At 42.6% G+C, this 25,113-nt stretch carries 24 protein-coding genes; 10 read left to right on the top strand and 14 right to left on the bottom strand.

Annotation, left to right across the window (positions count from 1 at the left end):
* Positions 1–4: 4 nt before the first annotated feature.
* Entirely contained in the window at positions 5–784 is a 780-nt protein-coding gene (locus ACRHOZ_RS00740) for a DNA alkylation repair protein (protein ID WP_431121283.1), read from the bottom strand.
* A 35-nt stretch (positions 785–819) separates the two neighbouring features.
* Positions 820–1,419, bottom strand: coding sequence for a TIGR03915 family putative DNA repair protein (locus ACRHOZ_RS00735; RefSeq protein ID WP_431121281.1), 600 nt, complete (start codon positions 1,417–1,419; stop codon positions 820–822).
* 104 nt (positions 1,420–1,523) lie between these two features.
* On the opposite strand from ACRHOZ_RS00735, the gene ACRHOZ_RS00730 reads away from it, so the two are divergent.
* Complete coding sequence (locus ACRHOZ_RS00730) at positions 1,524–2,285, top strand: XRE family transcriptional regulator (RefSeq protein ID WP_138833324.1); 762 nt, start codon at positions 1,524–1,526, stop codon at positions 2,283–2,285.
* A gap of 43 nt (positions 2,286–2,328) precedes the next feature.
* Here the strand turns inward: ACRHOZ_RS00730 and ACRHOZ_RS00725 are convergent, their stop codons facing one another.
* Together ACRHOZ_RS00725 and ACRHOZ_RS00720 are read right to left on the bottom strand one after the other, a co-directional pair.
* Positions 2,329–2,775 carry a hypothetical protein gene (locus ACRHOZ_RS00725; protein ID WP_431121279.1) on the bottom strand — a complete coding sequence of 149 codons (447 nt, stop codon included), beginning with the start codon at positions 2,773–2,775 and terminating at the stop codon, positions 2,329–2,331.
* Positions 2,776–2,864: 89 nt separating this feature from the next.
* Complete coding sequence (locus tag ACRHOZ_RS00720; RefSeq protein ID WP_431121277.1) at positions 2,865–3,776, bottom strand: DUF1338 domain-containing protein; 912 nt, start codon at positions 3,774–3,776, stop codon at positions 2,865–2,867.
* A gap of 87 nt (positions 3,777–3,863) precedes the next feature.
* Between ACRHOZ_RS00720 and ACRHOZ_RS00715 the strand changes: the two genes are divergently transcribed.
* A complete protein-coding gene (locus ACRHOZ_RS00715; protein ID WP_431121275.1) occupies positions 3,864–4,748 on the top strand; it encodes a LysR family transcriptional regulator in 885 nt (294 codons plus the stop codon).
* 4 nt (positions 4,749–4,752) lie between these two features.
* Here the strand turns inward: ACRHOZ_RS00715 and ACRHOZ_RS00710 are convergent, their stop codons facing one another.
* The 3 genes from ACRHOZ_RS00710 to ACRHOZ_RS00700 are packed head-to-tail and all read right to left on the bottom strand — an operon-like array spanning position 4,753 to position 7,937.
* A complete protein-coding gene (locus ACRHOZ_RS00710) occupies positions 4,753–5,667 on the bottom strand; it encodes an ATP-grasp domain-containing protein (RefSeq protein ID WP_431121273.1) in 915 nt (304 codons plus the stop codon).
* Positions 5,668–5,673: 6 nt separating this feature from the next.
* The gene (gene ggt, locus ACRHOZ_RS00705; protein WP_431121271.1) at positions 5,674–7,356 is read right to left on the bottom strand and encodes a gamma-glutamyltransferase; all 1,683 of its coding nucleotides are present in this window, start codon (positions 7,354–7,356) and stop codon (positions 5,674–5,676) included.
* Positions 7,344–7,937, bottom strand: a complete 594-nt coding sequence (locus ACRHOZ_RS00700) for an ACP phosphodiesterase (RefSeq protein ID WP_420399808.1) — start codon at positions 7,935–7,937, stop codon at positions 7,344–7,346. The genes ggt and ACRHOZ_RS00700 overlap by 13 nt, the downstream gene beginning before the upstream one ends.
* Positions 7,938–8,022: 85 nt before the next feature.
* Here ACRHOZ_RS00700 and glmM point away from each other — a divergent pair, with 85 nt between their 5' ends.
* On the top strand, positions 8,023–9,414 hold the full coding sequence (gene glmM, locus ACRHOZ_RS00695; RefSeq protein WP_431121269.1) for a phosphoglucosamine mutase: 1,392 nt from the start codon (positions 8,023–8,025) through the stop codon (positions 9,412–9,414).
* Here the strand turns inward: glmM and ACRHOZ_RS00690 are convergent.
* The 4 genes from ACRHOZ_RS00690 to ACRHOZ_RS00675 all read right to left on the bottom strand — a co-directional run bounded on the left by ACRHOZ_RS00690 (position 9,411) and on the right by ACRHOZ_RS00675 (position 12,862).
* A complete protein-coding gene (locus ACRHOZ_RS00690; RefSeq protein ID WP_431121267.1) occupies positions 9,411–9,950 on the bottom strand; it encodes a YybH family protein in 540 nt (179 codons plus the stop codon). The two genes, glmM and ACRHOZ_RS00690, sit on opposite strands and share 4 nt — an antisense overlap.
* A gap of 76 nt (positions 9,951–10,026) precedes the next feature.
* On the bottom strand, positions 10,027–11,010 hold the full coding sequence (locus ACRHOZ_RS00685) for a sterol desaturase family protein (RefSeq protein ID WP_431121265.1): 984 nt from the start codon (positions 11,008–11,010) through the stop codon (positions 10,027–10,029).
* Positions 11,011–11,089: 79 nt separating this feature from the next.
* Positions 11,090–11,959 carry an alpha/beta fold hydrolase gene (locus ACRHOZ_RS00680; RefSeq protein WP_431121263.1) on the bottom strand — a complete coding sequence of 290 codons (870 nt, stop codon included), beginning with the start codon at positions 11,957–11,959 and terminating at the stop codon, positions 11,090–11,092.
* Between the two features lie 6 nt (positions 11,960–11,965).
* Positions 11,966–12,862: a lysophospholipid acyltransferase family protein gene (locus ACRHOZ_RS00675; protein WP_431121261.1), complete on the bottom strand. Its 897-nt coding sequence runs from the start codon at positions 12,860–12,862 to the stop codon at positions 11,966–11,968.
* 53 nt (positions 12,863–12,915) lie between these two features.
* Between ACRHOZ_RS00675 and ACRHOZ_RS00670 the strand changes: the two genes are divergently transcribed.
* Positions 12,916–13,566 (top strand): rhomboid family intramembrane serine protease, encoded by a 651-nt coding sequence (locus tag ACRHOZ_RS00670; protein WP_420399802.1) that lies wholly within the window; start codon positions 12,916–12,918, stop codon positions 13,564–13,566.
* Between the two features lie 70 nt (positions 13,567–13,636).
* Here ACRHOZ_RS00670 and ACRHOZ_RS00665 read toward each other — a convergent pair whose 3' ends face one another.
* Both ACRHOZ_RS00665 and ACRHOZ_RS00660 read right to left on the bottom strand, forming a co-directional pair.
* Complete coding sequence (locus tag ACRHOZ_RS00665) at positions 13,637–14,746, bottom strand: redoxin domain-containing protein (RefSeq protein ID WP_431121258.1); 1,110 nt, start codon at positions 14,744–14,746, stop codon at positions 13,637–13,639.
* A gap of 100 nt (positions 14,747–14,846) precedes the next feature.
* Positions 14,847–15,341, bottom strand: a complete 495-nt coding sequence (locus tag ACRHOZ_RS00660) for a hypothetical protein (protein WP_420399800.1) — start codon at positions 15,339–15,341, stop codon at positions 14,847–14,849.
* A gap of 87 nt (positions 15,342–15,428) precedes the next feature.
* Here ACRHOZ_RS00660 and ACRHOZ_RS00655 point away from each other — a divergent pair, with 87 nt between their 5' ends.
* Complete coding sequence (locus ACRHOZ_RS00655; RefSeq protein WP_431121256.1) at positions 15,429–18,341, top strand: FAD-binding and (Fe-S)-binding domain-containing protein; 2,913 nt, start codon at positions 15,429–15,431, stop codon at positions 18,339–18,341.
* Here ACRHOZ_RS00655 and ACRHOZ_RS00650 read toward each other — a convergent pair.
* Complete coding sequence (locus ACRHOZ_RS00650) at positions 18,312–19,232, bottom strand: UDP-2,3-diacylglucosamine diphosphatase (RefSeq protein ID WP_431121254.1); 921 nt, start codon at positions 19,230–19,232, stop codon at positions 18,312–18,314. The genes ACRHOZ_RS00655 and ACRHOZ_RS00650 overlap by 30 nt on opposite strands.
* Before the next feature lie 195 nt (positions 19,233–19,427).
* Between ACRHOZ_RS00650 and aroC the strand changes: the two genes are divergently transcribed.
* The 5 genes from aroC to ACRHOZ_RS00625 are packed head-to-tail and all read left to right on the top strand — an operon-like array spanning position 19,428 to position 24,915.
* The gene (aroC, locus tag ACRHOZ_RS00645) at positions 19,428–20,492 is read left to right on the top strand and encodes a chorismate synthase (RefSeq protein ID WP_431121252.1); all 1,065 of its coding nucleotides are present in this window, start codon (positions 19,428–19,430) and stop codon (positions 20,490–20,492) included.
* Positions 20,493–20,549: 57 nt separating this feature from the next.
* A complete protein-coding gene (locus ACRHOZ_RS00640) occupies positions 20,550–21,875 on the top strand; it encodes a dicarboxylate/amino acid:cation symporter (protein ID WP_431121250.1) in 1,326 nt (441 codons plus the stop codon).
* A 19-nt stretch (positions 21,876–21,894) separates the two neighbouring features.
* The gene (gene gshB, locus ACRHOZ_RS00635) at positions 21,895–22,926 is read left to right on the top strand and encodes a glutathione synthase (RefSeq protein ID WP_431121248.1); all 1,032 of its coding nucleotides are present in this window, start codon (positions 21,895–21,897) and stop codon (positions 22,924–22,926) included.
* Positions 22,919–23,746, top strand: coding sequence for an N-formylglutamate amidohydrolase (locus ACRHOZ_RS00630; RefSeq protein ID WP_431123303.1), 828 nt, complete (start codon positions 22,919–22,921; stop codon positions 23,744–23,746). The genes gshB and ACRHOZ_RS00630 overlap by 8 nt, the downstream gene beginning before the upstream one ends.
* Positions 23,743–24,915 carry a flavohemoglobin expression-modulating QEGLA motif protein gene (locus tag ACRHOZ_RS00625; protein WP_431121246.1) on the top strand — a complete coding sequence of 391 codons (1,173 nt, stop codon included), beginning with the start codon at positions 23,743–23,745 and terminating at the stop codon, positions 24,913–24,915. The genes ACRHOZ_RS00630 and ACRHOZ_RS00625 overlap by 4 nt, the downstream gene beginning before the upstream one ends.
* The last annotated feature ends 198 nt before the right edge of the window (positions 24,916–25,113 follow it).

Raw genomic sequence — 25,113 nt, 5'->3', positions numbered from 1 at the left:
CACATCAGGATAAAGAGCCTAATACTCCTATTGCCCAAGGATCTTCTGCTTTAAGCAGATTGCGCATCGCATGTTTGATGATCCATTTACGTTGCTTGGATGCCAAGGGAACCCAGTTCTCAATCCAAGTTTTTCCAATGTCGGGATTGTCCTTTAAAACATCATTGACGCAGTTGGCCACGGACTTTTGCACATATTTGCTTGAATCATCCTTCAGGTTGTCCAAAATGGGGAAAATTGGAGTTGGATCTTGAATGAACTGATCTAATTTACTGGCCCAGGGCAATCTGGGGCGTACACCTTCGCTGCTCAATCTACGCAGATGTTTATTGTTGTCCTTGGACCAGGTCAGCATAACTTCTAGCGTTGGCCCTGGGAATCTTACCAAATAGGGTCTTATGGTGTATTCTCCCGTATTACGTTGCGTAATTTCCCGAATCGCGGACATTGAGGTATCAAAATGGCCCAAGCCATATTTTTCTACATATTTGGCGATGGGCATCACCCAATAAAACTCTTTGAACATCCCAGTTTCCTTTTCATTTTTGGGACCAAGGATATCCATCAGGTGGGAAGTCGCGGAGAGATAGTCATCTGGCAAATGGGAGCGAAGCGCATCCGCCAATAACTCCACACGGTCTTTTAGTTCGAGGTAGGCCAATTTTTCAGCTACTGAATTGACAAAGGAAGCCTTATCGAAATCAATGCCTTTTGCAAGGAGTTTGTCCGCAAGGAGTTCAGCCAAATCTGTATCGAACCATAGTTTAAGTTGTTTATAAGCCATGTTCGCTTCGGAAAGTTTAAAGATAGTTTTCAAAATTAAACTGCAGCCCGGACTTCTGTAGTATTCGAAATTAATTCCAAGCCCAAAGTACTGTACCTAATACCGTACTTTCTTTTGTCGTCAAAGACTTGCCAGTCCCTTCCCCTGTAGGTTTGCCTAATGTGTTTGGACAGCAGGGGCAATACATTGTACTTCGGCTTGATATGGGCCGCACCTGTTTCTTGGGAGAGTTGGAACTGTACAAAAGCTTCCATTCGTCCCTTTTCCCGTGCAACTTTGTTGGACTGTATGTTTAGGGTATCAATAACATCATTGATGTCCACTTCTGGTAAGACTGTTCCCATTACGGACTGAATATATTGGTACAGTAAGATTTCAATATGGGATTGTTCGCTTAGAAATGCATAGTATATTCTTTTTACAGCAGTGTGATTCTTTTGATGTATGCCGAACCAGACCTTTTTGGCCAAGGCAACATCCGTTTTGACATAGGTGGTATTGGCAAAAAGCTCACTGCCACCAGCGTCTTGTTTTTGAATGTTGGTTATGGACCATTTGTGTTCAAAAGCTTTAAATATTAAGGTTAAAAAGCCATTAAAAGTACCGTCGTAGATAATTGTCTTGCTTGATCCCATGTTACTGCATTTTGTAATTTGTCCAAAAATATGGAATAATTCCTAAATATGGAAATAATCCAAAAAATATTTTGGAAATAATCCAAATTCTATATATTTGAGGTATGGAAAACGAATTGACACTTAAGCGATTTATTGATATTAGAAGGGACTTGGGGCATACCCAGGCTGAGTTTGCCAAGCTTTTGGGTATATCCAATACCACTGCGGACATTGAACGGGGTCGGACCAAGTTATCCGGGAAAGTTGTAGTGGAACTTTTACGTCAGTTCAATATAAATCCGCTGTGGTTGTTTGGGGAAAGTGAGGACAGACATTTGGAAACCTCAAGAACCAGTGTTATTCCTAAAGTGGTCACGGTGAACAGTGAGGAACAGGAGAATATGGTGTTGGTCAACGCCAAAGCAGCAGCAGGTTATCCCCAGAATATTGCAGATACAAGTTGGTACAGACAATTGCCCGCTTTTGACATGCCTATCCCGGAATTTAGGAACGCAACATATAGAGGATTTCAGGTTGAAGGAGATAGTATGTTACCCAATTTAAGGCCCAACGACTGGGTATTGGCCAGGGCCATTGAACATATAGACCATGTGAGCGCCAACAAAATGTATGTGGTGGTGCTCCAGGATGCCGTATTGGTCAAGAAGATTGAGAGACGCCCCAATTCCAATAATATCACTTTGGTATCGCTAAATGAAACCTATCCTCCCTATGAAATTAAACCATTTCAGATACAAGAAATTTGGGAGGTTAGCAGCAAATTGACTTTCAATTTGGATGCTACTACAGAAACGGGGTTGCTTCGCCAGTTGCAACAGTCTATGGAAGAATTGAAACAGCAGGTAGGTCAGGTAAAAAATTAGGAGACGCCTTAAAGACGCCCCCCAATTTCCTCCCTACAGGGATCTACTTCCAAACAGCCTTACATTTTTTATTGGCCCAAAAGGGTTTGAGATAACCATCGCGTAACACTAATTCACTTCCATTGATTTCGATTTTTTGGGCGATGTAGTGATTCTTTGGAAGTTTGTGGGTTCTAAAAACGGTAGCCGTCAGAGGTTGCTCCGTTTTTTCACGAACAAATTTTTTAATTCGGGCAGTGGGCCCAAGATGAACATTGTACAATTCATCATTGGATAGAACCCATATATGGGTTCCTGATGTTGCATTGCCCTTACTTAGTTCACAGGGTCCAGTACTTACACTTTTTATGACACCCTCAAGAACGATCAAATTTGGTAAAGAGTCCATTTGGGAGACACCTTTGGCATCCCCCATTCCTTTTTGTCCAAACAGAACCGTGGACAACAACAGGAAGCTAAGCCAAATTGCGGATTTAGTCAAAAAAACCATCTTCATTTTTTTGAAGACGAAATTAGTCACAGCCCCAAAACCATCCTATGATTTTGGTCAGTATAGGTAAGTTTTTTTGATAAATTTTTCTAGTTTGTTTTAGCGGTTTGCTCGGTATAGGTACTCTCAAAGATTTTATCCGCATTTGCAGCCTCAAATCCTTCTCTACGGTGGTTACGGGATAACTGTTCCTTAGCTAAACCTTTAAACTCTGGTAGAGGTAGGCGTTCTGCAAATTCGACATAACTCCCGGCTATTTTGGTTTTTTCCCCATTGGCGAATTCAGCATCCACCATTTGGGCAACGGAACTGCTTTGTCTCAACAGACCATCTTTACTTTCTTTAAGTTTCCCTCCGGCAGAGTTCAATGCAATTCCTATGGATTCCAAAAAACTATTGAAGTTTTCCAAGTTGGCGTAAGCTTCTGGAAGTTCATGTACGCTGATGGTGTAATGATTAAGATAATAGCGGTTGTAAATAACCCAGGCAGCATATTCGCTTTCCTCTAAAAGAAGTTTATAGTCAGCTAAGGTTGGCAATGACCATAAGGGTTTGTGGAAGAACTCCCCAACAGCAGTAAGATCGTTCAGATTCAATTGGTCAACTGGATCCGAGGTTACTTGTCCCGTGTAATTTCCAATAATGCCTTGAGCTTGTTCGGATAGATCCTGAACCCTCAATTCACTAATGAATATTCGAGGTAGTCTTTCTTCTGGCGGGGCATACCAATAAGCGTCCAGTTTTTTCTCAGGAAAGTGGTAAGGCTCCATCCGCTTATACCCATGGTGCAGGAATATCTTTTCAAAAGAAGCAATGCCCAAATTGGGCACGCCCAAAGTGCGGAAAGCTATATGATCATTTACAATGGCCTCTTCATTTGAGATAAGCTTGTTCTGAATCATGGCGGAGATAATTTTGTCCACATCAGCCACACGCTTTTTATAGGGGGTAAAGAGTGCTTCCATTATTGAATCCAAAGGGGTTTGTTCCGTAGAAATCATGCTTAGTTGTATTGAAAGATTTACTGGGAACAAAATTAATTGTACTTTTAATCGATATTAATTATTATTTTATAGTAAACAATAAGATTGACTAATCAAATTGAATTTCGTCATTTGGAGTATTTCCTTACCCTTTCCCAAACCCTTCATTATGGGAAGGCGGCAGAACGTTTGTTTATTTCACAATCCGCGTTGAGTCAACAAATCCAGCGGTTGGAACATCTGCTGGGCCAACCTCTTTTTGACCGAACCAACAGACGGGTAGAGCTAAATCAAGCTGGGCAATTGTTCAAACAAGTCGCGCAGCAAGTCACCAATCAAATGCATGGATCCTTGGAAAATTGGAGATTGGCCTTGGAGGAAATAGAGGGGATGATTAGAATTGGTTTCGTTGGGTCAGCGATGCAGGAATTTTTACCCCCGCTGATCAAGGACTTCAGTGAAAAATATCCCAAAACAAAATTTTCCTTGGATGAGATGAATAACCAATTACAGCTTCAGGCGCTGGAAGCGGAGCGATTGGATATTGGATTTGTACGATCCAATGAGGTTCCTGTTGGTCTCAACTGCAAAGCGGTTTATACGGAAAATCTTTGCGTGGTATTGCCAGAGAATCACGGTATTTCAGATGCGACCTTCAAGGATATAAGTCAGTTTTCCAATGAAAACTTTATCCTGTTTCCCAATCAACAGAGCCAAATGTACTATCAGCAGATCATTAAGTTATGCCAGCACTATGGTTTTTCACCCAGTATTTCACATCGTTCCATCCACGGCCCGACCATTTTTAAACTCGTGGAAAGTGGAATGGGAATTTCCATAGTCCCCAAGTCGTTGATGGACAACAAAAACTATGGGATTCGATTTATTGAATTGGCCGATGTTCCCTTTAACACATCACTTTTTGCGGTTTGGAACCCAGAAAACTCGAAAAACGGGCTAAAGCATTTCTTGCAGCTCCTTTTTGGATAGGTGCTTAAAAGAGTTTGTTTTTGATATGTTTGGCCAAGACAGCAGCTGCACTAGGATTATTTCTGAACCATAGCTCAGGTTCAAAAATTTCCAGTTCAGCAAGCGCAAGTTGACCATCATTGTCTTGAAAGATATCGACTCGGGCATACATGGGAAGTTCCGGTGCTGCATAAACTGTTTTTAATGCGAACTGGATTTCCGCTTCGCTGGGATGATATTCATGAACACTTCCGCCAAAATCGTCCTGAACCCTAAAATCTCCAGTTTTGGCCACTTTTAGAACCGCATGCGTGTATTCTCCATGGAAAACCATCAGCGAGATTTCTCCCTTTTCCACAATGCTTTTTTGAAACTCCTGGAGCATCATGGCCTCATTTTTAATCAGGGAACCAAATACCTCTTCGTACTCGGGAATGGTTTTGGATTCAATTTTATAGGTATGCCTAGCTCCTCCGGAAATACAGGGTTTCAATATTAAACTGGAACCTTGAAATCCATAGGATCTTTGTGCAAGTTCCCAGCTATTATACAAGCTGGTGTCCGATCCCCTTTCGATAAAAACTGTTTTGGGAATATGGACGCCCTGCACTTTCAAATCTTGGAAGTAGTGTTTGTCCAAGTTCCAATCGATAAGTTTTTTGGAGTTGATCAACTGGGTTTTTGCTGACACGCTCTCCAACCATTGCTCAAATTCTTTAACGCGATGAATATAATCCCAGGTAGATCGGAATAGGGCAAATTTGGTGGTGGTCCAATCAAAATCACGATCATCCCAGGACTTACGAACCACTTTTAAACCTTCCTTCCCTAGAGCATCCGCCACCAATTGATCCTCCCGAACTACGTTTTGGAGCAAAATCGAGTCTTCCTTGGCTGAAAGGTATCCAGGAGCTGATAACAAAACAATATCGTAGATCATCCCAAACTAGAACCCAACGGCCATATCATCTCCCCGGGGATCGGCACCACCTTCCAATTTCCCGTCTGGTAATACTCGAATGGCATCTACCTTCCCAATTACAGGTGTCCTATCTTCTTTGATCACATATCCTTTGGATTTGAGCTCATTGATTAACGCTTCAGGAAAACCATTGGGTTCAAAGGTTATATGGTCTGGCAGCCATTGATGATGAAACCTTGGGACATTTACCGCTTCCTGCATACTTAAATTGAATTCATGTACATTCAAAATGGTTTGTGCAACCGCTGTTATTATGGTGGAGCCACCTGGAGTTCCCACAACCATGAACAAATTCCCGTCCTTTTCCACGATGGTTGGGGTCATGCTGCTCAGCATTCTTTTTTCGGGAGCAATACTATTGGCTTCGGCACCAATAAGTCCAAACATATTGGGCACTCCGGGTTTGGAACTAAAATCGTCCATTTCATTATTGAGAAAGAATCCGAGTTCGGCAGCATAAAGTTTGGAGCCGAACCCACCGTTAAGGGTCGTTGTGGCCGATATGGCATTGCCCTCGGCATCAATGATGGAATAATGGGTGGTTTCGGAACTTTCCACGATTTCAACTGCTCCGTGACCCACATCAGCTGACAAGGTAGCCTGTTCAAAACTGAAATTCTTCATGCGTTCTTGTAAATATTCGTCGTCTAGAAGTATATTCAACGGGATATCCACAAAATCAGGGTCGCCCAAAAAAAAGTTTCTATCCGCATAAGCTCGTCGGGCCGCTTCTGTGAAAAGCTGAATGGCTTCTGCCGAGTTATGCCCATATTTTCCAATCTCATGTGGCTCAATCATCTTAAAAATCTGATTGATGGTCACCCCGCCACTACTAGGGGGACTCATGGAGATCATACGGAGGTCTTTGTAGTCAAAAACAACAGGATCTCTCCATTTGGCTTCATATTTTCCAAGGTCTTCCACGGTAATAAAACCTCCTTTTTCCTGGATAAAACCAGCTAACTTTTCAGCAACTTCCCCTTTGTAGAACCCATCTTTTCCATTTTCCATAATGATGGTCAACGTTTTGGCCAACTCCGGATATTTGATCGTATCCCCAGGCTTAAATTCTTGGGCAAACTTGGTGCTATCTCCGTTGACTGCCATAAATTTTTCGCGATATCTCCCAATGCGTTTCGCTTGCTTTTCGGTAACCACCACTCCTCTTTTAGCTAGCGCTATTACTGGTTTTATCAATTCCTCCATGGGGAGGGAACCGAATTTCTCATGGACGGCAAATACTCCCGCCACCGTTCCAGGTACGCCCACCGCTGTTGCGCCCAAGGTGCTCATGTCAGGAATTACATTGCCCAGAGAGTCCAAATACATGTCCTTATGGGCAGACAGGGGAGCTTTTTCCCGATAATCGATGCCGCCAATTTCTCCGTTGTTTTTTCGATAGACCATAAATCCACCACCACCAAGATTGCCGGCATAGGGATAAGCCACGGCCAACGCCAACTCTGTGGCGACCATGGCATCAAAAACATTTCCACCTTTTTGCATTACTTCGGAACCAATTCGCGAGGCATCTTCACGTGCGGAGACTACCATGGCTTTTTCGGTGACCAATCCAGTGGGAGCTGCGGGTTGTTGTTTACAATGGATAAAAAGTAAGAGTGGGAGCGCTAAAATTAGTCTTCGCATAGGGATTTGAATTTATGTCGGGAAAAGGTAATCAATTCTTCAAAAAAACGGGTGAATTCATTTTCAAAGGCTTCGTAATGCACCTCCAAGTCCAAGATGGCAAAGTTCATGCGGGATTTGTTCTTTGTTCTCCGATTCATGCCATCAAGTACCTTGGAAATCCCATCCAAATCGGCATAGCTGAGCAGCCAATTATCTGCAATCAAGAAGGGCATCATTCGCTGTGTGGACAACGGAAGTATGGCATAATTGTCTTCTAAGAGGTCATAAAATCGTTCCACATAATCTTCCAGTGGCACTTCGGAGTAATTGGCCCAATTTTTGGCTAAAAAATGGTCATAAAATATATCAACTATGACCCTACTATAATGGCTGTAATTCTTATGCAGTCTTTTGCTGCTTTCCTTGGCAATGGGATGGGCATCCGTATACGTATCTATTTCCCGATGAAGCAAAATCCCTTTTTGGATTCGCTCTGGAAAATGTTTGTATTTGTTGCCGCGAATATGATCCGCAAAGAAATTCCCCAAGGTAATCTCAGGGTCATCAAAGGAAAGATAAATATGGGCCAGAAAATTCACTAAAAAGTATTGAATGTGAAATTTACGAATTCGAAACACGGAATCTAAACCAGCCTTTTATATTTGCAAAAACTTTTTAACAATTATGACGCTCATCAAATCAATTTCAGGCATTAGAGGAACCATTGGAGGATCCACCAATGACAATTTAACCCCCATTGACGCAGTCAAATTTGCTGCTGCCTATGGAACTTGGTTGAAGCAATATTCCGGAAAAGATAAATTGACCGTTGTAATTGGGAGGGATGCCCGTTTATCCGGGGAAATGATCCAGAATTTAGTGGTCTCTACCCTCGTAGGTCTCGGGATAGATGTTACTGATTTAGGTTTGTCCACAACACCCACAGTTGAGATTGCGGTCCCTTTGGAAAAGGCTGATGGAGGAATTATTCTAACTGCAAGCCACAACCCCAAACAATGGAATGCGTTGAAATTGTTGAATGAGAAAGGAGAGTTTTTGGATGCCGAACAAGGCGCACGTATTTTGGAATTGGCTGAAGCTGAAGACTTTGAATTTGCGGATGTTGACGATTTGGGGACGGTGACCAACAACGATGCCTATATAGATATCCATATTGATGAAGTTCTTAATCTGTCCTTGGTAGATAAAGAGGTAATTAAGAGGGGCGGGTTTAAAGTAGTGGTTGATGGGGTCAATTCTACAGGTGGAATTGCCATTCCCAAACTGCTGGAAGCATTGGGCGTGGAAGTGGTTAAGCTATACTGCGACCCTACGGGCCATTTTCCACATAATCCAGAACCACTTAAGGAGCATTTGGGGGACATTTGCGATTTGGTTGTCAAGGAGAATGCCGATTTTGGAATAGTGGTAGACCCAGATGTGGATCGTTTGGCTTTTATAAGTAATGATGGGGAAATGTTTGGCGAGGAGTACACCTTGGTTGCTTGTGCGGATTATGTACTGGGAAAAACCAAAGGAAATACGGTTTCCAATCTGTCCTCAACAAGAGCGCTTCGGGATGTTACGGAAAAACATGGTGGCTCGTATGAAGCAGCAGCCGTTGGGGAGGTGAACGTGGTTACCAAGATGAAGGCCAATAATGCCATCATTGGCGGCGAAGGTAATGGGGGAATCATTTATCCGGAAAGTCATTATGGAAGGGATGCTCTAGTGGGCACTGCTTTGTTTTTGATGCTGATGTCCGAGCGCGGAGGTACAGTAGCAGAACTAAGGGCAAGCTATCCCAGCTACTTCATGAGCAAAAAGAAAATTCAATTGACACCTGAACTTGATGTGGACGCCCTGCTGAGCGCTATGCATGATAAGTACAAAGACGAAGAAGTCTCCACTGTGGATGGAGTTAAAATCGACTTTGCGGAAAATTGGGTGCACCTCAGAAAATCGAATACGGAACCCATCATCCGAATCTATACGGAAGCCAAATCCCAATCTGATGCGGACGCGCTCGCAGACCGGATTATAGGTGAAATCAAGGAAGTGGCGGGACTGGCCTAGGAAGGCCCATCCATTTCATAAAGGGTTTTTTGCTTGCTGAATTCAGAATCCGAGATGTCGGCTTTTTTATCGGAATCCAACCAGATTCTCCAGCCATCATCTTCCAGTTTCAAGCCTACGTTGAAATACCCGTATCCGCGAACCACCATTTCCTCACCGTCTTTTCCCAATGAGCTAAAACGGTAGTAGCCTGTTTGATAAGCCATTTCCTCGCTTTCATCAATGGCTGTGGACAAGATGGCAAAGGCAATGGCCACTTTACCACCTTTTTTCTTTACAACGTCCAAAAATTGGCCAAAGTACTCCAAATAACCCTCTCCGGATTTAATCTCGTTATCGTCTATCGTCACCCGAACAATTTCCTGGGAGTGGACAGATTTTAGCTTGTTGGAATTAAGCTCATTGTACGATTCCATAAAAGGAATCCACACGTCATTTTTGATGGCATCAATAATTTCTGGATTAACTGCTTTGTCTTTTTGTCCGAAGGAAATTGCGACGCAAAGCAGCAGCAAGGTTGATACTAACTGTTTCATTTTTTGGTTTTTGAATTAGGTTCAATTTAGGAAACAAAACAGTGATTGACCAAACTTTAGGAAAATTTTATCGGAGCTATCTGTTCTCTAGATACGCCCTACGAACCAGTTTGGCGGTTTTATGCTCGCCGGTATGACTCCAGCCTGGAGGCATGATCAAATACCGAATCTTGTTGGCAATTCCAGGCGCCCTTGCAACATCTTTGGCCAAAGCCACAATTTCTCCGAAATAGACATCCATAAAGCTGCCTGAATCCATTTTGCGGGTAATGCCATATTCAGTTTCCACACCTCTTTGTTCTTCTTGATACGTTCCAAATACTTTGTCCCAAATGTTCAGCAGATTGCAGAAGTTGGTGTCCATGTACAAAGGGTTTCTTGCGTGGTGAACCCTGTGGTGTGATGGGGTGAGCATCAGTTTGTTCAAAAAGCCGAAACGGGCATCCTTGATCATGTTTTCCCCAATATGGATAAAGGCGCCATAGGTTCCATCAATGAACATTACCGTAAATAACATTTCAGGTTGAACTCCCGCCAAAATGCAAACTGTGGTACGGATGGTGTCCGCATAGGGCGCTTCCAAGAAAAAATGGGCATGGGTTACGGAAAGATTCATTTCTTCTGGGGCATGGTGGGTGGAATGCAAACACCAAAAAAGCCGCACCTTATGACCTAGATAATGGTAGATGAAATGTCCAAACTCCCACACCACATAGGCATACAGGAACCAGTACCAAGTGTTGGACGTTTTAAAAGGGGCATAGGCGCTGAACAGTCCAATGCAAAAGGCAACCATGGCTATGGAGATAAAACGTCCCACAAACCGATTGAAGATATAAATGAGGAAGTTGACCTTGTACACCTTGATTTGTGGCTTTTTATAGATTAAACCAACAACCAGCTCCAACAACAGCAACAGGGGAATTATGGGGTAAATCAGGGATGCAATCCCATCGTAGGTCCTAAAGGCGCTATAATCACCAGATTTTAAGATCTCCAGGACTTGTGTTATGCCTAGGAAACCAAGTAATTCTTCCAAGAGTATTGATAGTATTTCCATGAAAGAAGTATAGGGAATACGAATGGCATTTCCATCAAATTTAGACCAACAACTTTGTTGAACTCATCAATAGAAGGTTTTAATCACTTCGTACCCAGCTTAGTAGGGCATCTTTAACCAATTGCTCCTGGTTCCAAACAATAAAATGGTTTTCATTTTCGATGGGCATGACCTTTAAGCTGTCCACCTGGGTAAAGTGATTTTGCATAAAGGATACATTCTGATAGGGAACCAATTGATCCTCCGTACCATGCATAATAAGGGTTGGCGTTTTTAGATTTCGGAGCCTGGGTTTCAAATGTTTTAAATCTTCCTTCAGCATCCAAAGCTCATCATTGGAAGGCTTTAATGCACCCGGGACCAAATATTTTAAGGGAATCCAGGTAAGGGGTTTTCGCCATTTTTCAGGCTTTTCAGCATCGGGGTCCAAGGCTCCTGCCAGTATAACCAGATTGTCAAATAGTTCTGGCTTTTCCAAAGCCATTTGTACGATAAGAGGGCCTCCATAAGAATGCCCGATGAGTGTAATGGGCTTCCCATAATCCAATCGGGACAATAGTTCATTTAGCAATACCGCTTGGGGTTTGAGCGCCAGACTCTTTCGAAATCCGCTTTTTCCAAAACCAGGGCGATCGGGTGCAATGAGCCTAAATTGACTTGTCAAGGTGGTATCGGAAAGGTAGGCTTTATACGCGTCCCAGCTACCTGGTGAACCATGTATGAAAACCAGGGTGGGTGCATCTTTTTTTCCTGTCTGTATATAGTGCAGTTCCCTGTCTTGAATAGTAATTGTTTGTTCGGAAAATGTGGTTTTATGTTCCTCAAAATAAATCGAGGTATCCTTGGATGAGGTTCGCATGGTCATACAGGAATGTGCGAAAAGAAGGTAGGTAAGAATCAAAAAACCAAGAATCTTACGTTTTAGAAACCTTTTCTTTTTGCCAGCCATTCTGTATTAGATGTTTTTAAACTCCATAGGCACCTTATCCTTGTGTTTCCATCTTTTGTGGGTCCAAAAATAGAATTCCGGGGCTTCATAGATGGATGCTTCCACTTCCTTCAAGAAAGCTTTGGTCAATTCAAAATCTGGAAGCATCTCAGGGTTTTCAGACAACAACTTGAACGAGCCTTGATAGTGGCCGCGTTTTAATTTGGTCACCTTAAGATAAACCGCAGGCAGGTTCAATTTTTTGCAGAGGAACTCGGCACCCGTATGTGCAGGTACGGTAATCCCCATAAAAGGAGTCCAAAGATGGGTTTTCTTGATCATGGGGGATTGGTCACTCAGTATCCCATACATACTCAATTGTCCTTGCTCTTTGTTGTTGGCCACAATTTCTTTGGTGTCTTTGGTAGATATTAGGGTAGTGCCAAATTTTTGTCGGATATCCCTGATCAACTTATCAAAATACTTATTTCCAATTTTTTGATAGATGGCATAGCCTTTTGAAGCGATATGTTTGTCCAATGCAATGACCCATTCCCAACTGGCGTAGTGCGGAAACATAAGCATAACACTCAGCTTTTTTTCTTCCAATTGATGCAGCACTTCTGGATTGGTAAAGGTGAACCTTTTTTGGAGTTGTTCATTGGAAATGCCCATGGTCTTGATCATTTCCAGGAACATATCGCAAAGGTGCTTGTAGAATTTCTTTTCTATGGTTTTTCGTTCAAGTTCTGATTTGTTGGGAAACACCAAAGCCAGGTTGGCGCGCACCACTTTTTTCCGATAGCCGACCAGCCGATATAGGATAACATAAACACCATCCGAAAGGAAGTAAAGTGCTTTGAAAGGAAGTCTGGAAACCAGCCAGAGTAGGGGATAAACAAGTATAAAAACAACCAGCTGCATACGTAATTCTTGTGCGCAAATATAGCTATATTTGAGTCCAAACCTTTTTGTTCATGCACAATTTACATGCTGTGACCATAGCCATTATGGTAGCCAATGTTTTAGTGTCCCTAAAGGGATTTAATGATGATGCTTTTTTTGATCGATATAAGTTCAGTATAGGAGGAATAAAAGCTGGACAGAAGGACCGAACGATCACTTCTGGATTTCTTCATGTGGATATGTCACATTTGTTTTTCAACATGTTCACCCTCTATTTCTTTGCCAATGTGGTCATCAATTGGTTTGGCCCCGGAAAGTTCCTGATCATCTACTTTATAAGTCTGTTGGGAGGGAGTCTTTTGGCCCTTTTTTTCCATAAAGATGAGCCTTATTACAGTGCGGTTGGCGCCAGCGGTGCGGTCACGGGTATTTTATACGCCGCCATTCTTTTGAATCCGGATATGCCCTTGCAATTTGTTTTTATCCCTTTTGAATTTCCTGCCTACGCCCTAGGGATTGGATACATGCTGTATTCCATTTATGGAATGAAAAGCCGAATGGGAAATATTGGTCATTCCGCACACTTTGGAGGAGCCATTGGGGGATATGCCTCTGTACTTCTATTCAAGCCGGACCTTTTAATTACCGAAACCTTTACTGTGATTTTACTCGCCATTCCCATTGCCATTCTTTTCGTCTTGGAGAAAATGGGAAAAATATAAGTGGAATCAGGACACAAAAAAACCGAAGCAATAGCTTCGGCCTTTATATTTTCTTATTTATTTGCCTAAGCTAGTTCAATAACTCGGCTACTTTTTGTTCCAAGGCAGGACCTCTAAGATCTTTGGCTACAATCACCCCGTTTTCATCAATCAGGAAGGCCGCTGGAATGGCATTGATGTTATACAATCTAGCCACTGGGTCTTGAAAGCGCTTTAGGTTGGAAATATGGTTCCACGCCAGACCGTCAGCTTCTATGGCCTTGGTCCAATCCTCAGCGCGTGTGTCCAAAGACACCCCAATGATGTTTAATCCTTTATCATGGTATTTGTTGTATACGTTCACTATGTTTGGATTCTCCGCTCTACAAGGTCTACACCAGGCAGCCCAAAAATCCACCAAGGTCAATTTTCCTTTTACATCACTTAAAGCCAATAGGTTTCCTTCAGGTGTGGGGGCCGAAAACTCTGGTGCAACCCCACCAATTTCTGTGCTTTTGGCATTGTCCAATTGTTCTTGAAGCTTTTTACCTGGATTTGAAGCCTTCATTTCAGGAGTCAGCCCATCAAAAAGAGCTTTGACCTCATCATGTGGTATTACTTTGCCCATCATAAGGTTGTTAATGATCAAAACAGAAATCAAAGCACTTGGGTTATCCTTGGCAAATTGGATGTTAAAGTTTTTTACATCGTCTTGGAACTCGATATACTCTTCCCGAAGGGCGGAAACAGTTGCTGTGTCGCGTTGTTGAGATGCAGTTCGCATATCATTCTGCATAGATCTTGCTCGATTGGAAAGTTCCCTGGATTCATCCAAAAACGACATGAACAATTCGTTTTGGGGGGTTCCCTTTACCTTGGCAAAATTCATACTATCCTTTTGAAAATTTACCTGAATTTTCCCGTTCTCCAAAACCAAGGGGATATTGCCCATCGCAGTTTCCAAAGTAATGTAATGCAATTGGGGCTCGTTCTGTATACCAGAGAAGGTGAAAGACCCGTTTTCCACTGTAGTGGTATCCACATCCACCAATTTGTTAAGGGTATCCGCAGTTTTTAGGAAAACTCGGGTACCATTGTCCAATTCACCGGTAACAGTAGCATTTAATGTAAATCCTTCCGGATTGGAATTGCACGCAACTAGGAATGCCAGGCCCAAACCGATGGTCAATATTTTTTTCATTCTATCAAATTTAGCCGCTAAGGTATTCAATCCTTGCGGCATAAAAAAGACCCTTAACTTTAAATGAAAGCTAAAGGCCTGTTTATCCAAGAAAGATTGATTAGAACTGATAGCGTATACCCAGCGCTATGTCAAAATCAAAATCGTTGTCGAAACCATCGTAGCCAATAAGGCCAATTTCAGGTCTAAAATCCAAGGAAAGTAAGAGCGGGATGTCAAAATTGTATTCTATTCCGATATCTCCGGCGGCAAAAACAAAAAGTCCATCATTGTCATCACCTCCGGGAACGGCATCAAAATCAACACTGCCCAATCCGCCACCAACACCGTAGTACCAGTTAAAATTCCCATCCAATTGGTGCACCCACTGGTACACCCCAGATAATTTAAACGCATCAAAGGCTCGGCTGTCCCTCCAACCCAGGTTAAATTCAGCTCTGTTATATCTGCCTATTGATTTTTGATACGAAATTTCCGCTCCAAATCCATCACTGTCACCCAAACGCAATCCTAGGGCATGCTCAGAGATGTCTTGTGCACTGACCATGGTCGTTGCAAACGCAAAAAGTCCGATAAATAATGTGGTAATCCTCATAAGTTTCTCGTTTAGTTAAAAATTAAAGATAGTTTTGTACTTCTTTTTGACATTAAAACTGAGTAGGAGACCAAAAATTGTTCCAGATTGGAAAAATCTTTATTCACAACCCTGGCCGAACAACTGGAAGGGGAACTTCAAATTGATGGTTTAAGCAGGGCACTTTATGCCACCGACGCATCCGTTTATCGGAAATTACCTTTGGCGGTGGCCTACCCAAAAACAACCAAGGACATTCAGGTTTTAATTGCCTTTGCCAACGATCAAAAGGTGGGTTTGATTCCCAGAACTGCCGGCACCTCCCTTGCGGGTCAATGTGTTGGGGACGGAATTGTTGTGGATGTTTCCAAACATTTTACCCAAATTGTTCATCTTGATCAGGATAAAAAGCAGGTTAGGGTGCAACCTGGGGTAGTCAGGGACGAACTAAATCTCTATTTGAAACCATTCGGACTATTTTTTGGACCCAACACTTCCACATCCAACCGTTGTATGATCGGGGGTATGGTGGGGAACAATTCGTCAGGGACCACTTCTATCCAATACGGAGTAACCCGGGATAAAGTTGTTGCCATGCAATGTTTGTTGGCTGATGGGAGTGAAGTTTCAGTTTCATCCTTGGGTAAGGATGAATTCCTCCAAAAAAAACAGGAACAATCCAAAGAAGGTGAAATCTATGCATTCTTGGATACCGAGCTTGGTAATGTTGAAAATCAAGAGCGTATCAGAAAGGAGTTTCCCCACCCTAGCATCCATAGAAGAAACACGGGATATGCCGTGGATGAACTTTTGAATAACAATCTTTTTGGGTCGGATCCCGAGGATTTTAATTTGAGCAAACTGCTCTCCGGAAGTGAAGGAACATTGGCCTTCACCACTGAAGTGACTTTGCAATTGGATGATCTACCACCACCATTTGCGGCCATGGTAGCCACACATTATCATACTTTGGAAGACTGCTTGGCCGATGTAGCACCCGTGATGAAGCATAGCCTACATCTTTGTGAGATGATGGACAAGGTGATTTTGGATTGTACCAAAAACAACCGGGCACAATTGGCCAACCGTTTTTTTGTGGATGGCGATCCAGCCGGAATATTAATGTTGGAGGTCAAAGCAAATTCTGAAAAAGAATTGCAGCAGCAATTGGATTCGCTTTTGCAAACCATAGAAGAATCGGGTTTGAGCTATGCCAGTCCTGTTCTTAAAGGAGATGATATCGCCAAGGCCATTGAATTGAGAAAAGCGGGATTGGGACTGCTTGGCAACATGGTTGGTGACAGAAAGGCTGTTGCCTGTATTGAAGACACTGCGGTGGCTTTGGACGATTTAAAAGATTTTATTGCGGAGTTTACAGACATCATGAAGGGTTATGGGCAAGAGGCTGTGTATTACGCCCATGCTGGAGCAGGGGAACTGCACCTGAGACCCATATTGAATTTAAAGAAATCAGAGGATGTCAAATTGTTCCGTTCCATTACTACGGACGTGGCTCATCTGACCAAGAAATATAAGGGAAGCTTTAGTGGGGAACATGGAGATGGGATTGTGAGAGCCGAGTTTATTCCCATGATGATCGGTGATGAAAATTATGAATTGCTGAAAAGATTAAAATCCACCTTTGACCCCAATAATATTTTCAATCCAGGGAAAATCGTGGATGCATTCCCAATGGATGAATCCCTTCGATATGAAGTAAATCGCGACGAACCAGAAGTGGAGACACTTATGGATTTTTCGGATAGCGAAGGGATATTGAAAGCTGCCGAAAAATGCAACGGAAGTGGGGATTGTAGAAAGAGTCACAATATGAAGGGCGGCATGTGCCCCAGTTACCACGCCACCAAAAATGAAAAGGATACAACTAGGGGGAGGGCCAATACCCTACGGGAATTTTTGACGCATTCCGACAAACCCAATCGTTTTGACCATCAGGAGCTGAAAGAAGTATTCGATTTGTGTTTAAGCTGCAAGGCCTGTGCAAGTGAGTGTCCCAGTAATGTTGATGTGGCGGCGTTAAAGGCGGAGTTCTTATATCAATACCAGGAGAATAACGGGTATTCCTTTCGAAGCAAACTCTTTGCATACAATACCAAATTAACCGCTCTGGGCAGCACCTTTCCCGGCCTCACCAATGCAGTCTATAAATCCAAAATATTGGGAGGATTGTTGAAATCGGTTACTGGAGTGGCCAAGGAGCGTAGTTTCCCGCCTGTGCATAAAGTCAATTTTAATGGCCATCTCAATAAATTCAGGGAAGCCCAGGACAAAAAGGGGAAAAAGGTGGTGCTGTACTTGGATGAGTTTACCAGATATCTGGATATTGAGGTAGGGCAGGACGCTATTGAGTTATTGTGCAAATTGGGTTACGATGTACAACTGCATTATGCAGAAAGCGGTAGAACCTATTTGTCCAAAGGTTTTCTAAAACAGGCAAAAAAACTGGCAGCAAAGAATCTGGAAGAATTGGAACCAATAGTTGAAGAAAATACTCCTATAGTAGGTTTGGAGCCTTCAGCCATTTTATCGTTCAGGGATGAGTACAAACGCCTGAGCCCTCGTAAAGAGCTTCTGGAAAAACTGGCATCCCATTCTTTTTTAATTGAGGAATTCCTGGCCTCGGAGATTGAAAATGGGTTTGTTACCGCGGACAGTTTCACCCAGGATAAAAAACAGGTCAAAATCCATAGTCATTGTCACCAAAAAGCGCTTTCCAATCAGAAAGTGACGTTTGATATCCTGAATCTCCCCAAAAACTATGAGGTTGCCATAATCCCCTCGGGTTGCTGTGGGATGGCAGGTTCTTTTGGGTATGAGAAAGAACACTACAAGACCAGTATGCAGGTGGGGGAATTAAAGTTGTTCCCCTCAGTTCGAAAAAGCGGGAAAGAAACTCTTATTGCCGCCAATGGTACCAGTTGCAGACATCAAATAAAGGATGGAACGGACAGGGATGCAGAACATCCAGTTTCAATCCTGCGTAAAGCTTTGATCGTCTAAATCCCTGGCTTTTTCGGGAACGTCCGTGATTTCAGGACCACCCTCCAGTTCTGAAATCTCGGCATCCACATTCTGATCGGTGATGGAGGCAATGAGTTCATTCATGTCCATATCTTTCAAATCCTCATCCACAAAGAAAGGAGAAAGACGGTCGTGGTTATAATGGTAAATCCGCCATCTTTTAAAGGAGTATTCAAGCGCGGTCAGATTTTCCACCCAGTCCCCTGAGTTGAGATAGACACAACTGCCGTATTTGTTTTCGTAGCGTTCTTTTTTGGGTTGATGGATGTGCCCGCAAATTACATAGTCGTAATGATTCTCAATGGCCAGGTCTGCTGCAGTACGCTCAAAATTGTTGATGTATTTTACTGCACTTTTTACTCCATTTTTGATGCGTTTGGACAGGGAATACTTTTCTCGGCCCATTTTAGCCAGGCACCAATTGACAAAACTATTGATCAATATCAGTAAATCGTAACCGTAGCCACCCAATTTGGCCAGCCATTTGGCATTTTGGATGGACATATCAAAAACATGGCCATGGAAAATCCAAGCCTTTTTCCCATCCAGATTCAGCACCAGCTTGTTCATGATTTTAAAATTCCCCATTGAAGTATCACTGAACTTACGGAGCATTTCATCATGATTTCCAGTGATATAGAAAACTTCTACACCCTTGGACGCCATGCCAATGAGCTTTTTAAGAACTTTTAAATGTGAGGCTGGAAAGTAGCGCTTGCTAAACTGCCAAATATCTATGATGTCCCCGTTTAAGACCAGCTTTTTGGGTTGGATACTGTTGAGGTATGCGATAAGTTCATCGGCGTGGCAACCGTAGGTGCCAAGGTGTACATCCGAGATTACTGCGAGTTCAATCTTCCTTTTTTTCAATGCAGTGGAGGTTTAGCTGCAAAATAAGTTTGTGGGAATAAACTGAAAATCAATTCTAAATCAAGAATTTATGAGTATATCGTTAAGAAAACATGAATTTGACCCCCCATCTGTTACATATAGGTTAACTGGCTAAGCTGTTTTTGATTAAGCGGAATAACAGCTACCTTTGAGGCTTTTAGATTTTTACGATAGATGGCAGGTAATAGCTTTGGACAACTCTTTAGACTAACAACTTTTGGTGAATCACATGGCAAGGCACTTGGTGGGGTAATTGATGGCTGTCCGGCAGGGATTAGCTTGGATTTGGAACAAATCCAAAATGAACTTGACCGCAGAAAACCAGGCCAATCAGCTATTGTTACCCAACGAAAGGAGCCGGATACCGTTGAGTTTTATTCTGGAATTTTCGAAGGAAAGACCACGGGAACTCCCATAGGTTTTGCCATCCACAACACAAACCAAAAATCCAAGGACTATTCACATATCAAGGATTCCTATAGGCCATCCCACGCCGATTATGTATATGATAAAAAATATGGTTTCCGTGATTATAGGGGAGGCGGTAGGAGCTCCGCTAGGGAGACTGCAAGTAGGGTAGTGGCAGGAGCCATTGCCAAGCAGCTTTTAAATGGGGTCAAGATAAACGCCTATGTTTCCCAAGTGGGAGAAATGAAATTGGAAAAGGACTACAACGCATTGGATTTATCCAAAATTGACACCAATCCAGTACGCTGTCCGGACATGGAAATGGCACAAAAGATGGAAGATTATATCAAATCCATCAAAAAAGAGGGTGATACCATTGGCGGGGTAGTGAGCTGCGTCATCCAAAATGTACCTATTGGTTTGGGAGAACCTGTCTTTGATAAATTACACGCCACCTTGGGAGCGGCCATGCTGTCCATCAATGCCGTCAAGGGTTTTGAATATGGCAGTGGTTTTGAAGGCGTACAAATGAAAGGAAGCCAGCACAATGATGCTTTCAATTCAGATGGTACCACAACAACCAATCGTAGTGGAGGGGTTCAAGGTGGAATCAGCAACGGAATGGATATCTACTTCAATGTGGCATTCAAGCCCGTTGCAACAGTGCTCCAAGCCTATGAGACCATCAACAAAGAAGGGGAAAAAGTGACTACGCAAGGTAAAGGAAGGCACGACCCTTGTGTTGTACCCCGTGCGGTGCCAATAGTCGAAGCCATGGCCGCCTTGGTTTTGGCCGATTACATGCTTTTGGCCCGTTCCAACAAAATCTAATTTTGAGGTTAGGGCAATTCCAGCCAAAATAGTATCTTACTTTCCTAAAACATACGTATGCGTAAACTAGAACTGCATTGGCAGATCCTAATTGGAATGCTATTGGGTCTGATTTTTGGATTTGCAATGACCGGTGTAAATGGAGGTACAACATTTGTTACCGATTGGATAAAGCCTTTTGGGACCATCTTCGTCAAATTACTCAAGCTTATTGCAATACCTTTAATCTTAGCTTCCTTGGTCAAAGGAATTTCAGATTTAAAAGATATTTCGAAGTTTAGGAATATAGGCCTGAGAACCATCGGAATTTATATGTGTACCACGATTGTGGCCATCGTTTTGGGTCTTCTATTGGTGAATTTGATTCAGCCAGGTGAAGGAATTTCTGAAGAAACAATTACCAAACTTACTGATACCTACGCGACTGGACAGGAAGTCCAGACAATACAGGATACCGCAGATGCACAGAAGAACCTGGGCCCCTTGCAGTTTTTGGAGGACATGGTTCCTGATAACGCAGTGGCGGCAATGAGCAATAACAAGTTAATGTTACAGGTTATTTTCTTCACTATATTTTTGGGAATTTCCCTCTTACTCATTGGCGAGGAAAGGGCAAAACCTTTGAAGGATTTTTTTGACTCACTTAATGATGTTGTTCTGAAGATGGTAGATTTAATCATGCTGGTGGCTCCATTTGCAGTTTTTGCATTATTGGCAAGTGTGGTTGTATCTGCTGGTGACCCTGAACTGCTGATTGCATTGTTAAAGTATGCTGGGGTAGTGGTACTAGGCTTGCTATTCATGATTGTTTTTTATTCAATTTTGGTGGCAGTTTTTACTAAAAAGAACCCATTTTGGTTCCTCAAGGAGATGAGTCCAGCCCAATTGTTGGCTTTTTCAACCAGTTCTAGTGCTGCAACACTTCCTGTGACCATGGAAAGGGTAGAAGAACATATTGGCGTTGACAAAGAAGTTTCCAGTTTTGTTTTGCCTGTTGGCGCTACCATCAATATGGATGGAACAAGTTTGTATCAGGGAGTAGCAGCCGTTTTTATTGCCCAAGCTTTGGCATTTGATTTACCACTCTCTTCACAGTTAACAATTGTGTTGACTGCACTTTTGGCCTCCATAGGTACCGCCGCTGTCCCTGGCGCAGGGATGGTCATGTTGGTTATTGTTTTGGAGTCTGTAGGTTTCCCTCCAGAAAAGTTTGCCATTGGATTAGCATTGATTTTTGCTGTGGATCGCCCCTTAGATATGTTTAGAACCGTTGTTAATATTACTGGGGATGCAACTGTATCCATGTTGGTTGCAAAGTCGGTGGGGAAACTGGGTAAACCCAATGTAAAAGAATGGGACGATCATTTGGATGAAGTAAGATAAACTGTCAAAATAAGCTGCTATGAATATCTGTTTTTTAATGTATCCTTGGGATGAGATAGAGCCGGAAACTGACACCAGTCTGGCCCTGATTCATGAATGTGTTAAGCGCAACCACGGTGTTGCAATCTGCACTCCCGCCAACCTTACCATTCGGAACAGTGTTACCAGTGCTTTTTGTACGGTAATCAATAGGATGGAAAAGGTGTCTAGTAGTCAAAAAACATTTTACAAGCAAGCTTCCACTAGAGTGGAAATGTTGCCCTTGGCTGGTTTTGATGTGATTTTTATGCGCGCAAATCCACCTCTTGACCCTTTAATGTTGAACTTTTTGGATTCGGTAAAGGACGATGTATTTATTATGAATTCCCTTCAAGGCCTTCGCGAAGCCAACAACAAACTATATACCGCAGCCTTTGGCGATAGCCATAGCAACATTATTCCGGCTACGCATGTCTCCAAAAACAAACGGTATTTGGTGCAGCAGATTAAAGAGTCACATGCTGATAAGATGATATTGAAGCCATTGAATGGTTTTGGCGGATCAGGTGTCATTTTGATTGAAAAATCAGCAATGTCCAATATCAAATCCCTGTTGGATTTTTACGTGACCAACTCCGATGGCACGTCCAACTATGTGATTCTTCAAGAATATATTGAAGGGGCGGATCAGGGTGATATAAGAATCTTGATTTTGAACGGGGAACCAATTGGTGCCATGCGGCGTATTCCAGGTTCGGATGACCACCGGTCCAATGTTTCTGCAGGGGGTTCTGTGGCCAAACATACGTTGACCAAACAGGAAAAAGCCTTGTGCAAGCAGATTGGCCCAAAACTGGTCAATGACGGACTTTATTTTGTGGGAATTGATGTCATTGGTGGTAAATTGGTTGAGGTCAATGTCATGTCCCCTGGCGGCATTACTTATATGAACAAGGTGTACAAAACCAAGATACAGTGCAAGGTCATTGATTTTGTGGAAAGCAAGGTTTTGGATAAACTCCAAGCTTTTGACAGAAGGTCACGACTACGAAGCGAGGTTGAAAATGCATAAGCGAACCGTTGATGATATTATACTTCTAATTGAGGGTGGAGCATGTTTTGAAGCTGTGGCCCAAGATTATTCCTTTACCATAAAAATTGACAAATACGTTCCCTTTGTCTGTGGAGCTGTTCATGACGGCCATCAATTCAGACGATCACTTTGGGATAATTGCTTGCATACCGAATATGAAAGATGGTATGAAGAGGATCCATGCACCCAAGAAATGGTGCAAACTTTTCCCATTCTAATTTCTGGATGTGACAGTCGCTTTGAATACGACTTAAATCGTCCTCCGGAAACTGCAATTTTTGACACGGCCTGGGGCAAACAGCTTTGGAAAAGGGAACTGCCCAAGGAGGAAAAAGAGAAAAGCCTTGCCAAACATCACAATTTCTATCGAGTTGTCCATGCATTGATAGACAAACTGGGGAAAGAGTTCAAGGATGTTGTGGTTTTTGATATGCACAGCTACAACTGGAAACGTTGGGACAGGGAAGTGCCGGTTTGGAATTTGGGAACTACCAATATTGATATGGAAAGATATGGCTCCCTTGTGGAAAGCTGGAGATCCAAGTTGGAATCCATGAAGTTGCCCAATGGTATTCAAACCACTGCCAAAATGAATGATACCTTCTATGGAAACGGGCATTTTTTAAAATATATCACCCAAAACTTCGAAAATACCTTAGTTTTAGCGACCGAAATCTCCAAAATCTATTGTGACGAACTCACGGGAGTTATTTTTCCCGAAGTGGTGAAATCGGTAGAAGAGCAGCTGAAGGTTTTAATACCCGAACTGGTCAAAGAATTTGAAAAAGCCTCTGCATGATTGGGACGCAGGAAATAAAACGACTGGAAAAAGAGTATAGCAATCTTTTTGAAATTGATGCAAACCTTGATCGGTTGGTGCGTAGGATTGAACTTTTGAGTTATATCAATCCCTTGAACATTGAAAAGGAGAAACAACGCTTTTTTGCTTCCAAGTTTTCACAAAACCCGGACTTCAAGTATCCAAAATTAAAGTTTGACCCCTATAAGTTGCACCGTTTGTTCTTTTCGCAGCGGTTGGAGCGAATCAAGGATGAGCGGATCAGACAATTGTATCAGGAGGTGATTTATCACTATTCCAATATGATCCAATGCATTGAGACCATTGGGAAAAGCAAAAAGTTTTACTATAATTCCCTGCGGGTCTACGGAACTCCCACTGAGAGGGATGTTCAGAATGCAAGGTATATACTGCACTATGAAGATGAACCAAGCTCTTCCGATATGGAGAAAGTGTATTCCGCAGAGGAGGCAAGGGCGTATTTTGAAGAGTTTTCGCACCAATATAGTTTTCCGCTAAACATTAAATTTTCTACCCACATTGCCGCTGAGGCCATGGTCAGCAACAGTTCCCAATCCCTTTTGATTCGGAAGAACATCAAATTCAGTAAAAATCAACTGCTTACATTATCTAACCATGAGATCGGGGTGCATTTGGTCACAACCTTTAATGGGTTGTTGCAGCCCTTAAAGATTTTTTCCAATGGTCTTCCCAAAAATGTGGAAACCCAAGAGGGCTTGGCAGTGTTCAGTGAATATATGGGCGGGGCGTTGACCTTAATGCGACTGAAGGAATTGTCATATCGTGTATTGGCGGCGGATAGTTTGATCAAGGGCTATTCATTTGCGGATACCTTCGATTTGATTCATGGGCAATACAAACTAAACAGGGACGAAGCTTTCGGAATTACCTTGCGGGCACATAGGGGAGGAGGATTCACCAAAGATCGTTTGTATTTGAGTGGGCTACGGAAAATATACAAACGATATCAAAAGGAAGAGAGTCTTGATATTCTTCTTTCCGGAAAGGTGGCCTTGGAGGATGAGGAGATGATCAGGTATTTGAGGACTTTGGGGTTGGCCCAGCCCATTTCGCACAAAAGCATATCCTTTCAGCAAAAACTGAATACCAATTCCACTTTGGATTTTATTTTGAATAATTTGAAATAATTTAAGGCTCCAGGCGCCTCCAAACAACTTCTACAATAGGAGCCAATAACCGTATTTTTTTGTTAAAACTTTGGCTATTTGGCAGAATAGTGCAATTAAAGTATCGAAAAAAGCAAATTTTTAGGAGAATCCTACGGCTTTGATGAACTAGATTTGTCTACATGTTGCATCCTTTGGATGCCAAAGGATTAAAAATTT

Source organism: Flagellimonas flava, assembly GCF_050617915.1.
GTDB lineage: Bacteria > Bacteroidota > Bacteroidia > Flavobacteriales > Flavobacteriaceae > Flagellimonas > Flagellimonas flava_A.
Note: the sequence above shows the minus strand (reverse complement) of the source record. Positions and strands in the feature narration are given on the sequence as shown.

Excerpts from the sequence above, each read along its gene's own strand:
- ACRHOZ_RS00740 (WP_431121283.1), bottom strand. The coding sequence starts at position 784 with ATGGCTTATAAACAACTTAAACTATGGTTCGATACAGATTTGGCTGAA.
- ACRHOZ_RS00735 (WP_431121281.1), bottom strand. The coding sequence starts at position 1,419 with ATGGGATCAAGCAAGACAATTATCTACGACGGTACTTTTAATGGCTTT.
- ACRHOZ_RS00730 (WP_138833324.1), top strand. The coding sequence starts at position 1,524 with ATGGAAAACGAATTGACACTTAAGCGATTTATTGATATTAGAAGGGAC.
- ACRHOZ_RS00725 (WP_431121279.1), bottom strand. The coding sequence starts at position 2,775 with ATGGTTTTTTTGACTAAATCCGCAATTTGGCTTAGCTTCCTGTTGTTG.
- ACRHOZ_RS00720 (WP_431121277.1), bottom strand. The coding sequence starts at position 3,776 with ATGATTTCTACGGAACAAACCCCTTTGGATTCAATAATGGAAGCACTC.
- ACRHOZ_RS00710 (WP_431121273.1), bottom strand. The coding sequence starts at position 5,667 with ATGATCTACGATATTGTTTTGTTATCAGCTCCTGGATACCTTTCAGCC.
- ggt (WP_431121271.1), bottom strand. The coding sequence starts at position 7,356 with ATGCGAAGACTAATTTTAGCGCTCCCACTCTTACTTTTTATCCATTGT.
- glmM (WP_431121269.1), top strand. The coding sequence starts at position 8,023 with ATGACGCTCATCAAATCAATTTCAGGCATTAGAGGAACCATTGGAGGA.
- ACRHOZ_RS00690 (WP_431121267.1), bottom strand. The coding sequence starts at position 9,950 with ATGAAACAGTTAGTATCAACCTTGCTGCTGCTTTGCGTCGCAATTTCC.
- ACRHOZ_RS00685 (WP_431121265.1), bottom strand. The coding sequence starts at position 11,010 with ATGGAAATACTATCAATACTCTTGGAAGAATTACTTGGTTTCCTAGGC.
- ACRHOZ_RS00680 (WP_431121263.1), bottom strand. The coding sequence starts at position 11,959 with ATGGCTGGCAAAAAGAAAAGGTTTCTAAAACGTAAGATTCTTGGTTTT.
- ACRHOZ_RS00675 (WP_431121261.1), bottom strand. The coding sequence starts at position 12,862 with ATGCAGCTGGTTGTTTTTATACTTGTTTATCCCCTACTCTGGCTGGTT.
- ACRHOZ_RS00670 (WP_420399802.1), top strand. The coding sequence starts at position 12,916 with ATGCACAATTTACATGCTGTGACCATAGCCATTATGGTAGCCAATGTT.
- ACRHOZ_RS00665 (WP_431121258.1), bottom strand. The coding sequence starts at position 14,746 with ATGAAAAAAATATTGACCATCGGTTTGGGCCTGGCATTCCTAGTTGCG.
- ACRHOZ_RS00660 (WP_420399800.1), bottom strand. The coding sequence starts at position 15,341 with ATGAGGATTACCACATTATTTATCGGACTTTTTGCGTTTGCAACGACC.
- aroC (WP_431121252.1), top strand. The coding sequence starts at position 19,428 with ATGGCAGGTAATAGCTTTGGACAACTCTTTAGACTAACAACTTTTGGT.
- ACRHOZ_RS00640 (WP_431121250.1), top strand. The coding sequence starts at position 20,550 with ATGCGTAAACTAGAACTGCATTGGCAGATCCTAATTGGAATGCTATTG.
- gshB (WP_431121248.1), top strand. The coding sequence starts at position 21,895 with ATGAATATCTGTTTTTTAATGTATCCTTGGGATGAGATAGAGCCGGAA.
- ACRHOZ_RS00630 (WP_431123303.1), top strand. The coding sequence starts at position 22,919 with ATGCATAAGCGAACCGTTGATGATATTATACTTCTAATTGAGGGTGGA.
- ACRHOZ_RS00625 (WP_431121246.1), top strand. The coding sequence starts at position 23,743 with ATGATTGGGACGCAGGAAATAAAACGACTGGAAAAAGAGTATAGCAAT.